Source organism: Nocardioides sp. N13(2025), assembly GCF_051912545.1.
In the GTDB taxonomy this organism is placed as follows: Bacteria; Actinomycetota; Actinomycetes; order Propionibacteriales; family Nocardioidaceae; genus Nocardioides.
Window position 1 is genome coordinate 195,065 of the sequence record NZ_CP196809.1, and the last position, 14,126, is coordinate 209,190.

11 protein-coding genes are annotated in these 14,126 nt (G+C 69.7%); 8 read left to right on the forward strand and 3 right to left on the reverse strand.

Annotation, left to right across the window (positions count from 1 at the left end; translation table 11 throughout):
- The first annotated feature begins 42 nt into the window (after window positions 1-42).
- From nuoL to ACS3YM_RS01030, 4 genes are read left to right on the forward strand one after another with little or no spacing between them, the layout of a single operon-like run.
- The gene (gene nuoL / locus ACS3YM_RS01015; protein WP_439938189.1) at window positions 43-1,995 is read left to right on the forward strand and encodes an NADH-quinone oxidoreductase subunit L; all 1,953 of its coding nucleotides are present in this window, start codon (window positions 43-45) and stop codon (window positions 1,993-1,995) included.
- Complete coding sequence (locus ACS3YM_RS01020) at window positions 1,992-3,488, forward strand: NADH-quinone oxidoreductase subunit M (RefSeq protein ID WP_439938190.1); 1,497 nt, start codon at window positions 1,992-1,994, stop codon at window positions 3,486-3,488. Before nuoL ends, ACS3YM_RS01020 begins: the two co-directional genes overlap by 4 nt.
- A complete protein-coding gene (gene nuoN, locus ACS3YM_RS01025; protein WP_439938191.1) occupies window positions 3,485-5,077 on the forward strand; it encodes an NADH-quinone oxidoreductase subunit NuoN in 1,593 nt (530 codons plus the stop codon). The genes ACS3YM_RS01020 and nuoN overlap by 4 nt, the downstream gene beginning before the upstream one ends.
- Window positions 5,074-6,072: a polyprenyl synthetase family protein gene (locus tag ACS3YM_RS01030; RefSeq protein WP_439938192.1), complete on the forward strand. Its 999-nt coding sequence runs from the start codon at window positions 5,074-5,076 to the stop codon at window positions 6,070-6,072. Before nuoN ends, ACS3YM_RS01030 begins: the two co-directional genes overlap by 4 nt.
- A 592-nt stretch (window positions 6,073-6,664) precedes the next feature.
- On the opposite strand, the gene rarD is transcribed toward ACS3YM_RS01030, so the two are convergent.
- Window positions 6,665-7,573 carry an EamA family transporter RarD gene (gene rarD, locus ACS3YM_RS01035; RefSeq protein WP_439938193.1) on the reverse strand — a complete coding sequence of 303 codons (909 nt, stop codon included), beginning with the start codon at window positions 7,571-7,573 and terminating at the stop codon, window positions 6,665-6,667.
- Between the two features lie 99 nt (window positions 7,574-7,672).
- On the opposite strand from rarD, the gene ACS3YM_RS01040 reads away from it, so the two are divergent.
- Entirely contained in the window at window positions 7,673-8,083 is a 411-nt protein-coding gene (locus ACS3YM_RS01040; protein ID WP_439938194.1) for a hypothetical protein, read from the forward strand.
- A gap of 31 nt (window positions 8,084-8,114) precedes the next feature.
- Here ACS3YM_RS01040 and ACS3YM_RS01045 read toward each other — a convergent pair whose 3' ends face one another.
- Window positions 8,115-9,242, reverse strand: a complete 1,128-nt coding sequence (locus tag ACS3YM_RS01045) for a 2-oxoacid:ferredoxin oxidoreductase subunit beta (RefSeq protein ID WP_439938195.1) — start codon at window positions 9,240-9,242, stop codon at window positions 8,115-8,117.
- Entirely contained in the window at window positions 9,242-11,167 is a 1,926-nt protein-coding gene (locus ACS3YM_RS01050; RefSeq protein ID WP_439938196.1) for a 2-oxoacid:acceptor oxidoreductase subunit alpha, read from the reverse strand. The genes ACS3YM_RS01045 and ACS3YM_RS01050 overlap by 1 nt, the downstream gene beginning before the upstream one ends.
- A gap of 208 nt (window positions 11,168-11,375) precedes the next feature.
- Here ACS3YM_RS01050 and ACS3YM_RS01055 point away from each other — a divergent pair, with 208 nt between their 5' ends.
- Genes ACS3YM_RS01055 through ACS3YM_RS01065 form a run of 3 tightly spaced genes read left to right on the forward strand, consistent with a single transcriptional unit; the run spans window position 11,376 to window position 14,102 of the window.
- On the forward strand, window positions 11,376-12,428 hold the full coding sequence (locus tag ACS3YM_RS01055) for a sulfate ABC transporter substrate-binding protein (protein ID WP_439938197.1): 1,053 nt from the start codon (window positions 11,376-11,378) through the stop codon (window positions 12,426-12,428).
- On the forward strand, window positions 12,428-13,300 hold the full coding sequence (cysT, locus tag ACS3YM_RS01060; protein ID WP_439938198.1) for a sulfate ABC transporter permease subunit CysT: 873 nt from the start codon (window positions 12,428-12,430) through the stop codon (window positions 13,298-13,300). The genes ACS3YM_RS01055 and cysT overlap by 1 nt, the downstream gene beginning before the upstream one ends.
- Window positions 13,293-14,102, forward strand: coding sequence for a sulfate ABC transporter permease subunit (locus tag ACS3YM_RS01065; RefSeq protein ID WP_439938199.1), 810 nt, complete (start codon window positions 13,293-13,295; stop codon window positions 14,100-14,102). Before cysT ends, ACS3YM_RS01065 begins: the two co-directional genes overlap by 8 nt.
- Window positions 14,103-14,126: the final 24 nt, after the last annotated feature.

The following is a 14,126-nucleotide window of genomic DNA, read 5'->3' on the forward strand; positions in this document are numbered from 1 at the left end:
GTGAACCTGTTGTCCCACTCAGTCCTCCAGGCTGGGCTCCCGATGGCGGAGGGGGGAGCCCACGCACCCGTGGTCGCCCCTGACACCAGTGCCGGAGGCGTGTTCGACCTGCTGTGGCTGGTCATCGCGCTGCCCGCGCTGGGCGCCGTGCTGCTGCTCGCCGTCGCCCCGTTCCTCCCGAGCTCGCTCAAGGCCTCCGCCGACAAGCACGGCCACCTGGTCGGCACGGCGGCCTCGGTCGCCTCCTTCGTGCTCAGCCTCGTGCTGTTCCTCGCCCTGCTGGGCCGCGGCGAGGAGGAGCGCCAGGTCGGCCAGCACCTCTGGACCTGGTTCGAGACCGGCTCGCTCAGCGTCGGGATGGACCTGCTCTACGACCAGCTCGCCGCGCTGTTCCTGCTCCTGATCACCGGCGTCGGGTCGCTGATCCACGTCTACGCGATCGGCTACATGGCGCACGACCCGCGTCGGCGCCGGTTCTTCGGCTTCCTCAACCTCTTCGTCGCGGCCATGCTCACGCTGATCCTCTCGGCGAACTTCGTGGGCCTGTTCCTCGGCTGGGAGGGCGTCGGCCTGGCGTCGTACCTGCTCATCGGCTTCTGGCAGCACAAGCACTCGGCCGCGGCCGCCGCCAAGAAGGCGTTCGTCATCAACCGCGTCGGTGACATCGGCCTCTCGCTGGCGATCGCGCTGATGTTCGCGACGTTCGGCTCCACCGACTTCGCGGCGGTCAGCGAGCACACCGGTGAGGCGTCGCAGAACACCCTGACCGCCCTGGGCCTGCTGCTCCTGCTCGGTGCCTGCGGCAAGTCGGCGCAGGTGCCGCTCCAGGCCTGGCTGCTCGACGCGATGGAAGGCCCGACCCCGGTCTCGGCCCTCATCCACGCGGCGACCATGGTCACCGCCGGCGTCTACCTCGTGGTCCGCTCGAACTTCATCTTCGAGCTCGCGCCGATCGCCCAGACCGCCGTGGTCGTCGTCGCCACCGTCACGCTCCTGTGGGGCGCGATCCTCGGGTGCGCCAAGGACGACATCAAGAAGGCGCTCGCCGGGTCCACGATGAGCCAGATCGGCTACATGATGCTGGCCGCGGGCCTGGGCCCGGTCGGCTACCCGTTCGCGATCTTCCACCTGCTCACGCACGGCTTCTTCAAGGCCAACATGTTCCTCGGCGCCGGCTCGGTCATGCACGGCATGGACGACGACGTCGACATGCGCCACTACGGCGCGCTCAACAAGGCGATGCCGGTCACCTTCCTGACCTTCGCGATGGGCTACCTCGCGATCATCGGGTTCCCCGGCTTCTCCGGCTTCTGGTCCAAGGACCGCATCATCGAGGCCGCGCTGGCCGACAACCTGCTCGTCGGCCTGCTCGCCATGCTCGGCGCCGGCATCACCGCGTTCTACATGACGCGCCTGATGCTGATGACGTTCTTCACCGAGAAGCGCTGGGAGAAGGACGTCCACCCGCACGAGTCGCCCAAGGTGATGACCGTGCCGCTGGTCGTGCTGGCCGCGTTGTCGGTCCTGGGCGGCGTGCTGCTGCTCGGCGACTGGATCGTCACCTGGCTGGAGCCCGTCACCGGCCACGCCGAGCACCACGAGCCGCCCCTGCCGGCGCTCGTGATCACGCTCCTGATCGTCGGTGTCGTCGCTGTCGGCATCGCCGCTGCCTGGTTCCTCGTCGGCAGGCGCGACATCCCGCGCGAGGCCCCCCAGGACGTGTCGTTCGCGACCCGGGCCGCCCGCGCCGACCTCTACGGCGACGCGATCAACGACGCGGTCGTCGTCCGGCCCGGTGCGGGGCTCGTCGGCGGGCTCACCGCCTTCGACCGCCACGGTGTCGACGGTGTGGTCGAGGGTGGCTCCGCCGCTGTCGGCGGGCTGTCCACCACCCTGCGACGAGTCCAGAACGGCTTCGTCCGCTCCTACGCCCTGTCCCTCCTCGGTGGCGCCCTGCTGGTCGTCCTCGCTCTCCTGGCGGTGAACCTCGGATGACTCTGACCATCCTGATCCTGCTGCCGCTCGTCGGTGCGCTCGTCACGGCCTTCGTGCCCGGCGGGCTCGCGCGACTGGTCGGCCTCGGCTTCGCTGCGGCCACCCTGGTCGCGGGCATCGTCGCCGCCACGCAGTACGACGTGGGCGGGGGCATGCAGCTCACCGAGACCCACACGTGGATCGAGTCGCTCGGCGTGCACTACGCGCTGGGCGTCGACGGCCTGGGCCTGCTGATGGTGCTCCTGACCGTCGTCCTGGTGCCGATCGTGCTGCTCGCCGGCTGGCGCGAGTCCGAGGCCGAGGGCAACGGCGGCGCCCGCGCGTTCTTCGCCTGGACCCTCGCCCTGGAGGCGATGTCGCTGGCGGTCTTCACGGCGACCGACGTGCTGCTCTTCTACGTCGTCTTCGAGGCCACGCTCATCCCGGCGTACTTCCTCATCGGTGGCTTCGGCCGGACGGGACGGGGTCGCGCGGCGACCAAGTTCCTGATCTACCAGCTCGCCGGCGGGCTCGTGATGCTCGCCTCGGTCATCGGTCTCTACGTCGTGTCTGCCGACACCGGCAGCCCGAGCTTCCTGCTCAGCGACCTGGCTGCCATCGACATCGACCCGACCACGCAGCGCTGGCTGTTCGCCGGCTTCTTCATCGCCTTCGCGATCAAGGCGCCGATGTTCCCGGTCCACACCTGGCTGGCCGACACGACCGAGAAGGCGACCACCGGCACGTCCGTGCTGCTGGTCTGCATCCTCGACAAGATCGGCACCTTCGGCATGCTGCGCTTCTGCCTCGGGCTGCTGCCCGACGCCTCGCAGTGGGCGACGCCGTTCGTGGTGGTCCTCGCGCTCGTCTCGATCATCTACGGCGCGCTGGTCGCGATCGGCCAGGACGACGTCCTGCGCCTGATCGGCCTCACGTCCCTCTCGCACTTCGGCTTCATCGTGCTGGGCATCTTCGTGTTCAGCTCGACCGGCGGCGCCGGCGCGATCCTCTACATGGTCAACCACGGCATCGCCACCGCGCTGATGTTCCTGGTGGCCGGCTTCCTGATCCAGCGCACCGGCACGGCCTCGATCCGCGAGATGGGCGGCGTCGAGAAGACCGCGCCCGTCCTGGCCGGCTTCTTCCTGGTCGCCGGGCTGGCGGCGTGCGGCCTGCCCGGCCTGTCGCCGTTCGTCTCCGAGATCATGGTGATCATCGCCGCCTTCGACCACCACTGGCTGGTCGGCTCGGTCGCGGTGCTCGCCATCGTCCTCGCCGCGTTCTACGCGCTCTGGATGTACCAGCGCACGATGACCGGCCCCGGTCGGGAGGGGGTGGCCCCCGTGGTCGACCTCGACCGGCGTGAGGTCGGCATCCTCGCGCCGCTGCTGCTCGCGCTCGTGCTGTTCGGCTTCTTCCCGATGCCGCTGCTCGACGTCATCAATCCCGTCGTCCACGACACGCTCGCCGGAGTGGGCATCGCCCAGGATGCCAAGGAGGCTGGTCACCAGTGACCGAGTTCGTGAAGCCCAGCGTCGAGTACTTCGAGCTCTGGCCGCTGCTGGTCGTCTTCGGCGTCGCCTGCCTCGGCGTGGTCGTCGAGGCCTTCGCGCCGCGTGCGGCCCGCTACGTCACCCAGGTCGTGCTGGCCCTCGCGGGCCTGGTGGTCGCTCTGGTCGGCGTGGTGCTGGTCGCGCAGGACGTGAAGACGTACGACGACGGCGCCGCGCGCGGCATCCTGGCGGTCGGCGGCACCATCGCCGTCGACGGCCCGAGCCTCTTCATCTGGGGCCTGGTCCTCGCGCTGGCCATCGCCGGCGTGCTGCTCTTCGCCGAGCGCCACCTCGACGGCGGGGTCTCCGCCTTCGCCGGGCAGGCGGCTGCGGTGCCGGGCACCGACGCGGAGACGGCTGCGTTCGCCGCCCACCGCGAGCACACCGAGGTCTACCCGCTGATGATGTTCGCGGTCTTCGGCATGATGCTGTTCCCCGCGGCCAACGACCTGCTGACGATGTTCGTCGGGCTCGAGGTCCTCTCGCTGCCGCTCTACCTGCTGAGCGGCCTGGCACGTCGTCGCCGCCTGCTGAGCCAGGAGGCGGCGCTCAAGTACTTCCTCCTCGGCGCCTTCTCCTCCGGCTTCTTCCTCTACGGCGCGGCGCTGCTCTACGGCTTCGCCGGGTCGATGGACTTCGCGGCCATCAACGAGGCCGTCCGCAACGACGTGGGCAGCTCGAGCCTGCTCCTGATCGGCACCGGCCTGCTGTCGGTCGGCCTGCTCTTCAAGGTCGGCGCGGTCCCGTTCCAGGCGTGGACGCCCGACGTCTACCAGGGTGCCCCCACGCCGGTCACCGCCTTCATGGCGGCCGGCACGAAGGTCGCCGCCTTCGGCGCGATCATGCGCCTGTTCTACGTCGCGCTCGGTGCCGACCGCTGGTCGTGGCAGCCGATGCTGTGGATCATCGCCGTGCTCTCGATGTTCGTGGGCGCCGCGCTGGCGATCACCCAGAGCGACATCAAGCGCCTCCTGGCCTACTCGTCGGTGGCCCACACCGGCTTCATCCTCACCGGCGTGCTCGGCCTGCAGGCCACCGACCAGCTCGCGCTGGGGGAGATCACCTCGGTCCAGGCGGTGCTCTTCTACCTGACCACCTACGGCTTCGCCACGATCGGCGCCTTCGCGGTCGTCAGCCTCGTCCGCGACGCCGGTGGCGAGACCACCGCGATCGACCGGTGGGCCGGGCTCGGCAAGGAGTCGCCCGTGGTGGCAGCGGTCTTCGCCTTCTTCCTGCTGGCCATGGCGGGCATCCCGCTCACGTCCGGGTTCGTCGGCAAGCTCGCGGTGTTCTCCGTGGCGCTGGCCGCCGGCGCCTGGCCCGTGGTGGTCGCCGCGGTCGCGGCGAGCATCATCGCCGCGTTCCTCTACATCCGGGTCATCAAGGTCATGTACTTCGACGAGCCCGTCGGCGGTGGTCCCAGCGTGGCGTACCCGTCCGTGCTGACCGCGACCACCATCGCCGTGGGCGCCGCCGTCACCCTCGTGCTGGGCGTGCTGCCGGGCCCGGTGCTCGATCTCGCGGCCGTTGCGGGAGAATTCATCAGGTGACCGACTCGCCCCTCGCACTGCCTGTCGTCGACGCCGAGCTCGAGCGCCGGCTCGTCGACCGGTTGGCGCGCATCGACGAGCTGCTGGAGGGGCACTGCCAGGGGCGTACGCCGTACGTCTCGCAGGCCGCGACGCACCTGATGATGGCCGGCGGCAAGCGGTTCCGGCCGCTGCTGGTGCTGCTGGCCGCGGAGACCGGGACGCACCCGGAGGCCGAGGAGGTCCACACCGCGGCCTGTGTCGTGGAGCTGACCCACGTGGCCTCGCTCTACCACGACGACGTCATGGACGAGGCCGCTCTCCGGCGCGGGGCCGACACGGCCAACGCCCGCTGGGACAACCACGTCGCGATCCTCACCGGCGACTTCCTCTTCGGCCGGTCGTCCGAGCTCACCGCCGACCTCGGGCCCGACGCTGTCCGGATCCAGGCGCAGACGTTCACGCGTCTCGTCGAGGGCCAGATCCTCGAGACGGTGAAGCCCGGTCCCGGGGAGGACCCGCTCGCGCACTACCTCGACGTCGTCGCCGGCAAGACCGGCTCGCTGATCGCCACGTCGGCTCGCTACGGCGCGATGTTCGGCGGCGCCCGCCCCGAGGTCGTCGAGGCGCTCAGCGCCTACGGCGAGATCGTCGGCTCGGCGTTCCAGCTCTCCGACGACATCCTCGACATCGCCTCCGAGTCCGCCACCTCCGGCAAGACCCCCGGCACCGACCTGCGCGAGGGCGTACCCACCCTCCCCGTCCTCATGGCACAGGCCTCCGACGACCCGGCCGACGCCCGCCTCCTCGAGCTCCTGGGCGCTCCGATCACCGACGACGCCCTCCACGCCGAGGCCCTCGACCTGCTCCGCAAGCACCCGGCCATGGACCAGGCGCGCGACTACGTCCTCGGCCAGGCCACCCAGGCCAAGAAGCTGCTCGAGGCCCTCGACCCCGGCCCGATCCGCACCGCGCTCGAGTCCTTCGCCGACATCGTCGCCAGCCGCTCCGCCTGAGCGGTGGCTTGAGCCGCCCCAGACCTCAGGGTGGCGGCATACGACGGCCGTGTGCCCGTCCCTGGCGGCATACGACGTCCGGTCGGTCGTGCGACCTGTTGTGTGCCGCCACCCTCGAGCGGCGAGGTGTCGTATGCCGCCACCCTGCGGCGTCACGACGGGTCTGACGTCCCTGGCGGCATACGACGGCCGTGCGCTGCCCGTCCCTGGCGGCATACGACGTCCGGTGGGCCGTGCGAGGTGTCGTATGCCGCCACCCTCGAGCGGCGAGATGTCGTATGCCGCCACCCTGCGGCGTCACGCCGGGTCGGCCCTCCCTGGCGGCATACGACGGCCGTGTGCTCGTCCCTGGCGGCATACGACGTCCGGTGGGCCGTGCGAGGTGTCGTATGCCGCCACCCTCGAGCGGCGAGGTGTCGTATGCCGCCACCCTGCGGCGTCACGCCGGGTCGGCCCTCCCTGGCGGCATACGACGGTCGTGCGCTCGTCCCTGGCGGCATACAACGTCCGATCGGCCGTGCGAGCTGTCGTATGCCGCCACCCTCGAGCGCCGAGGTGTCGTATGCCGCCACCCCGAGGGGACGGGAGGCCGTCAGGCGGCGCTGGCGTGGGCGATCAGGCGCAGCTGTCGACGCCGGTGGTTGAGCGCCTCGACGGTGAAGAGGACGAGGGCGACCCAGACGAGACCGAAGCCGATCCAGCGGCTGGCCGGCATGGCCTCGTGGAAGACGAGGAGGCCGAGAGCGAACTGGATCGTCGGCGCGAGGTACTGCAGCAGGCCCAGCGAGACCATCGAGACCCGGATCGCGGCCGCGCCGAAGAGCATCAGCGGGACCGCGGTGATGACGCCGGTCGTGGTGAGGAGCAGCGCGTGCCCCGTCCCGTGGTTGCCGAAGCTGGAGTGGCCGGTGGCGATCAACCAGGCGATGTACGCCGCCGCGACCGGCGCCAGGACGATCGTCTCCAGCGTGATGCTCTCCACTGCGCCGACGCCCGCCTGCTTCTTCAGCAGGCCATAGGTGCCGAAGGAGAAGGCCAGGAGCAGCGCGACCCAGGGTGGGCGACCGTAGTCGATCGTCAGCACGGCGACGGCGACGAACGCGATGCCCATGGCGGTCCACTGCAACCGGCGCAGCCGCTCGCCGAGGACGAGCACGCCCATGAGCACGGTGACGAGCGGGTTGATGAAGTAGCCGAGGGACGTCTCGACGACGCGACCGTTGTTGACACCCCAGATGTAGCCGCCCCAGTTGAGTGAGATCACGACGGCTGCGCCCGTGATGAGGAGCAGCTTGCGACGGTCGCGGGTCAACGCGGTGAACTGGCCCACCCGGCGCGTCAGCACGAGGATGAGCGTCATGGTCAGCAGCGACCAGACGATGCGGTGGGCGAGGATCTCGATGGCGCCGCTGGGCTCGAGCAGCGTCCAGTAGAGCGGGAACGTGCCCCACAGGACGTAGGCCAGGGCGCCGAAGATCAGTCCGCGACGGCTATCTGGCACTCCGGAAGTGTAGGACCGGGCCTTCCCCTAGCATGGAGGCAGTCCCGGGGCCCTGCCCCCGGCTGGTCAGAAGTCATCGTTCTCGAGGGGGAATCAACCATGCGGGTTGTCCGCACCGTCTTGGCCGCGCTCGTGGCCGCGCTGCTCGTCGTCGGCGTGCTCAGCGTCAGCGCCACCGCCGGCTCGTCGCCCAAGCGCATCATCGACGAGGAGCCGCCGCGCGACCACCAGGTCTCCTACAACGCCTTCAAGCTCAAGGGCACCGTGTCCGAGCCGCAGCTCGACGGCACCCTGCTGCCCTACGCCAACCAGCAGGTGAAGATCCTCAAGAAGAAGTGCGGCACCTGCAAGTGGAAGACCGTGAAGAAGGTCAAGACCAACGACAGCGGTGTCTTCAAGACCCGGATCTTCGCCCCCGAGACGGGCCGCTGGAAGTGGCGCTCCAAGGTCGATCACTCCAACGCCTACGGCAACACCAAGGGCAACATCTGGACGCTCTACTTCCGCTGACGCCGCCCGGTACGACCGCCTGACCGCTGGGTCAGATGATCGTCCAGGTGTCGCCGCCGCCGATCAGCGCCGCCAACCGGGCGGCGCGGTCGGCGGTGTCGTCATTTCCGGCCTGGTCGCGTACGGCGTCGGTGGCGGCGGTGACCTGCTCGCGGGCCTGGTCGTCGTAGGTCGGTCGCTCGACCTGACGGAAGATCCCGATGGGCGACTGGTTGAGGTAGTCGGCCGCGGTGAGGCGTGAGATCGCGAAGGCGGTCGAGGGGTCGGGGTTGTGGGCGTCGTGGACGATGATGTCCGCGGCCTCGACGTCGGTGGTGGCGACCACCTTGATGCCGCCGGTGGCGGGGTCGCGCACCAGCGCCTTGGAGCCGCGCCCGTCCTCGAGCTGGGCGCCGAAGGTGACGGGCTCGCCGTGGACCAGCGGGATGATGGCGTCGGCCTTGGTGTCGGGTCCCTTGATGGCGTCGAAGGCGCCGTCGTTGAAGATCGGGCAGTTCTGGTAGATCTCCACCAGGGAGGTGCCGCGGTGAGCGGCCGCGGCGGCGAGCACCTGGGTGAGGTGCTTGCGGTCGGAGTCGATGGTGCGGGCCACGAACGACGCCTCCGCACCGAGGGCCAGCGACACCGGGTTGAACGGGTGGTCGAGCGAGCCCATGGGGGTGGACTTGGTGACCTTGCCGGTCTCGGAGGTGGGGGAGTACTGGCCCTTGGTGAGGCCGTAGATGCGGTTGTTGAAGAGCAGGATCGTCATGTTGACGTTGCGGCGCAGGGCGTGGATGAGGTGGTTGCCACCGATGGACAGGGCGTCGCCGTCGCCGGTGACGACCCAGACGGAGAGGTCGTCGCGGGCGGTGGCGATGCCGGTGGCGATCGACGGGGCACGTCCGTGGATGGAGTGCATTCCGTAGGTGTCGAGGTAGTAGGGGAACCGGCTGGAGCAGCCGATACCGCTCACGAAGACGATGTTCTCGCGCTTGAGGCCGAGGTCGGGCAGGAAGGACTGGACGGCCTTGAGGACGGCGTAGTCACCGCAGCCGGGGCACCAGCGGACCTCCTGGTCGGAGGTGAAGTCCTTGCCGGTCTGCTTCTCGTCCGTGGTCGGGACCAGCTCGGTGCCCGAGCGCAGGCCCGGGAGGCCCAGGTCAGTGGGGGTGCTCATCAGATGTGCTCCTTCTGGGTGGGCTCGCCCCAGACGCCGAGCTCCACGTCGATGCCCTCGGCCTGGCCGACCAGCTCACCGATGGCGTGGGCCAGCTCGGTGGCCTTGAGGGGCAGGCCGCGGACGTGGTTGTAGCCGACGGCGTCGACGAGGTACTTCGCGCGCAGCAGCAGGGACAGCTGGCCGAGGTTCATCTCGGGCACGAGGACCTTGTCGTAGCCCTTGAGGACCTCGCCGAGGTTGGACGGGAACGGGTTGAGGTGGCGCAGGTGGGCCTGGGCGACCTGGTAGCCGGCCTTGCGGACACGGCGTACGCCGGCGCCGATGGGGCCGTAGGTCGAGCCCCAGCCCAGGACGAGCACCTTGGCCTCGCCGGAGGGGTCGTCGACCTCGACCGGCGGGATCGTGTCGGCGATGCGGTCGATCTTGGCCTGGCGGGTGCGGACCATGAAGTCGTGGTTGGCCGGGTCGTAGGAGATGTTGCCGTGCCCGTCGCCCTTCTCGAGGCCGCCGATGCGGTGCTCGAGCCCGGGGGTGCCGGGGATGGCCCACGGACGCGCCAGCGTCTTGTCGTCGCGCAGGTAGGGCCAGAACTCGGCCTCGTCGCCCGAGCCGTGGTTCTTCTCCGTCGCGAAGCCGGGGTCGATGACGGGGAGCTCGTCGAGCGTGGGCACGCGCCAGGGCTCGGAGCCGTTGGCGAGGTAGCCGTCGGAGAGCAGCAGCACCGGGGTGCGGTAGGTGATCGCGATCCGGGTGGCCTCGACGGCCGCGGCGAAGCAGTCGCCGGGGGACTGCGGGGCGACGATCGGCACGGGCGCCTCACCGTTGCGGCCGAACATCGCCTGGAGCAGGTCGGCCTGCTCGGTCTTGGTGGGCAGGCCGGTCGACGGGCCGCCGCGCTGGACGTCGACGACCACGAGCGGGAGCTCGGTCATCACGGCCAGGCCGATGGCCTCCGACTTCAGCGCCACGCCCGGGCCCGAGGTCGAGGTCACGCCGAGGTGACCGGCGTAGGAGGCACCGATGGCGGCACCGACGCCGGCGATCTCGTCCTCGGCCTGGAACGTCGTGACGCCGAAGGACTTGTGCTTGCTCAGCTCGTGGAGGATGTCGGAGGCCGGGGTGATCGGGTAGGTGCCGAGGAACACCGGGAGCCCGGCCTGCACGCCGCCGGCGACGAGCCCGTAGGCCAGGGCGAGGTTGCCGGTGATGTTGCGGTAGGTGCCGGGAGGCAGGACGGCCGGCTTGACCTCGTACTGGATGGCGAAGGCCTCGGTGGTCTCGCCGAAGTTCCAGCCGGCCTTGAAGGCCGCGAGGTTGGCGTCGCGGATGTCGGGGACCTTGGCGAAGCGCTTCTCGAGGAACGTGGTGGTGGGGTCGGTCGGGCGGCCGTACATCCACGACAGCAGGCCGAGGGCGAACATGTTCTTGGCGCGCGAGGCGTCCTTGCGCGAGAGGCCGAACTCCTTGACCGCCTCGACCGTCATGCCGGTCAGGTCGACGGTGTGCACGGCGTACTCGGCCAGGGTGTCCCCGTCGAGAGGGCTGTCGGTGTAGCCGGCCTTGGCGAGGTTGCGCGCGGTGAAGTCGTGGGTGTCGACGATGATCGTGGCGCCCTTGTGGAGGTCGCCGAGGTTGGCGCGCAGCGCGGCCGGGTTCATCGCGACCAGCACGTCGGGGGCGTCGCCCGCGGTGAGGATGTCGTGGTCGGCGAAGTGGACCTGGAACGACGAGACGCCGGGCAGGGTGCCCTGGGGCGCACGGATCTCGGCCGGGAAGTTCGGCAGGGTGACCAGGTCGTTCCCGAAGGCCGCCGTCTCCTGCGTGAACCGGTCGCCGGTGAGCTGCATGCCGTCACCGGAGTCACCGGCGAACCGGATGATCACGCGGTCCAGCTGCTTGACCTGCTTGGCGGGTTCGGTCACCTCTAGCCCTGCTTCCTACGTCTCTCGGGGGTGTGGTCCCACTCCCCACATTAACCGCGGGAGGTCGGCTTGGAGGCGTCTCCTCGCCTCGTGGACGCGGGGCGTGATCCACGACACGCGACCGAACTCCGACCAATGTCACTGTCGTCCATAAAGTCATGTATCTTTCTCGACATTGCTCACCGATCAAGGAAGTCGAGATCCCCCCATGCAGATCCGTTCACGTGCCGCTCTTGCGGCAGCTCTCGTCGGGGCACTGGCCCTGTCTGCTTGCTCGTCCGCCAACGGCTCCGGCGGCGGAGACGATGAGGAGAACGCGCTCCGACTGAGCGGGTTCTCGATCCTCGAGGCCGCCAACGAAGGCATCTTCGAGGACTTCCAGGCCACCGACGAGGGCAAGGACGTCACGTTCGAGCCGTCGTACGGCGCCTCCGGCGACCAGAGCCGGGCCGTGGCCGACGGCTCGGCGGCCGACGTCGTCCACTTCTCGCTCGAGACCGACATCACCCGCCTGGTCGACGCCGACCTCGTCGCGGAGGACTGGAAGGACAACGAGACCAAGGGCATCGCGACCTCCTCGGTCGTCGTCTTCGTGGTCCGCAAGGGCAACCCCGAGAACATCCAGACCTGGGACGACCTGGTGAAGCCGGGCGTCGAGGTCATCACCCCGAACCCCGGCTCCTCCGGCTCGGCGCGCTGGAACATCCTCGCTGCCTGGGCGCACGCCACCGGTGGCAAGGACGACGAGGCCACGGGCCGCGACTTCATCACCCAGCTCCTCGGCAACATCATCGCCCTGCCGGCCAGCGGCCGTGAGGCGACGACCGCCTTCACCGACGGCTCCGGCGACGTCCTCCTCTCCTACGAGAACGAGGCGATCCTCGCCAAGCAGAACGGCGCCGACCTCGACTACGTGGTCCCGGACGACACCCTGCTCATCGAGAACCCGGCGGCCGTCACCGTCGACGCGCCGCAGGCGGCCTCGGACTTCCTCGCCTTCCTCACGGGCCCGGAGGCGCAGGCGGACTACGCGTCCTTCGGCTTCCGTCCGGTCGTGGACGGCGTGGAGATCCCCGAGGTCGAGGGTGCGAACGACCCGGCGGACCCGTTCCCGACGCCCGGCACGCTCTACACCATCGACGAGAACTTCGGTGGCTGGGGCGAGGCGGCGGACAAGTACTTCGGCTCCGGTGAAGAGGGCGACCCCCTCGGCATCATCACCGAGCTGCAGCAGAAGACCGGCCAGGAGGGCGAGAGCTGATGTCAACCGCCCTCACCGGGGCGACGATCGACACCGCAGGTCCGGCCTCCCCCCAGGGAGGCCGGACCCGGCGTACGACGCCCCGCAACACGCTGACCCCCGGGGCCGGCGTGGGGCTGGGGCTGGCCATGCTCTGGTTCAGCCTGCTCGTGCTCCTGCCGCTCTCGGCGATCGTGGCCCGGGCGGCGTCCGGGGGCTGGAGCCAGTACTTCACGGTGCTGCAGAACCCGCAGACGTGGAACGCCGTGCAGCTGACGGTCACCCAGTCGCTGGTCGTCACCCTTGTCAACGTCGTCGTCGGCACCGTGATCGCCTGGGTCCTCGTGCGGGACCGCTTCTGGGGCCAGAAGCTCCTCAACGTCATCATCGACGTGCCGTTCGCGCTGCCGACCGTGGTCGCCGGCCTCGTGCTGCTCGGCCTCTACGGCCCCAACAGCCCGATCGGCGTCCAGTGGGCCTTCACGCCCAACGCGGTCACGCTCGCCCTGGCCTTCGTGACACTTCCGTTCATCGTCCGCACGGTCCAGCCCGTGCTCGAGGAGCTCGACACCGACGTGGAGCAGGCGGCCGCATCGCTCGGGGCGACCCGGCCCACCATCTTCCGGCGGATCATCCTGCCCAGCCTGTTCCCGGCCATCGCGTCGGGTGCGGCCCTCAGCTTCGCCCGCGCGATCTCGGAGTACGGCTCGCTCGTCCTGCTGAGTGGCAACCGGCCCAACGAGACCGAGGTCGTCTCGGTCCGCGTGCTGTCCTTCATCGAGAACGGCAACTACTCGTCCGCCGCGGCCCTCGCCTCGGTCATGCTCTTCATCGCCCTGCTGGTGATCGTCGTGCTGGACATCGTGCAGCGAAGGGTGGCCCGCCGTGGTTAGCACCTCCACGCCCACCAAGTGGGCGCTTCGGCTCGTCGCCGTCGGCTACGTGTTCTACCTGGTCGCGTGGCCGGTCGGGCTGCTCATCCAGCGGACCTTCGAGGGCGGCCTGACCAACCTCACCGATGCCCTGACCGACAGCAACGTCGTCGCGGCCCTCGCCCTGACCGGCAAGGTCGCCGTCGCGGCGGTGGCGATCAACCTGGTCTTCGGTGTCACCATCTCGATGCTGCTGGTGCGCTACGAGTTCCCCGGCAAGCGCGTCCTGTCCGCACTCGTCGACGTACCCCTCTCGGTGTCGCCGGTGGTCGTCGGGCTCGCGCTCGTGCTGGTCTACAACGGCCGCGACGGCTGGCTGGGCACCGGTCTGGAGGACAACGGGATCTCCGTCATCTTCGCGACGCCGGGACTGGTGATGGCGACCTGCTTCGTCGCCCTTCCACTGGTCATCCGCGAGGTCGTGCCGGTCCTCAGCGAGATCGGCGACGAGCAGGAGCAGGCCGCCCGCAGCCTCGGCGCCAACGCACCGCAGACGTTCTGGCGGATCACCCTGCCCAGCATCAAGTGGGCGGTCGTGTACGGCGTCGTGCTGAGCCTGGCGCGCTCGGTCGGCGAGTTCGGCGCGGTCAAGGTCGTCTCGGACAACGTGGCCGGCAAGACCCAGACCGCCACCCTCTCGGTCGAGAAGAGCTACCAGAACTTCGCCCAGGGCCAGGCCTACGCCATTGCCTTCCTCCTGGTGATGGTGTGTGTCGCGAGCCTCATCGTCGTCGCGCTCCTCCGTCCCAAGGTCCACGACTGAGCTCTGCTCAGGCACTCCCGAAAG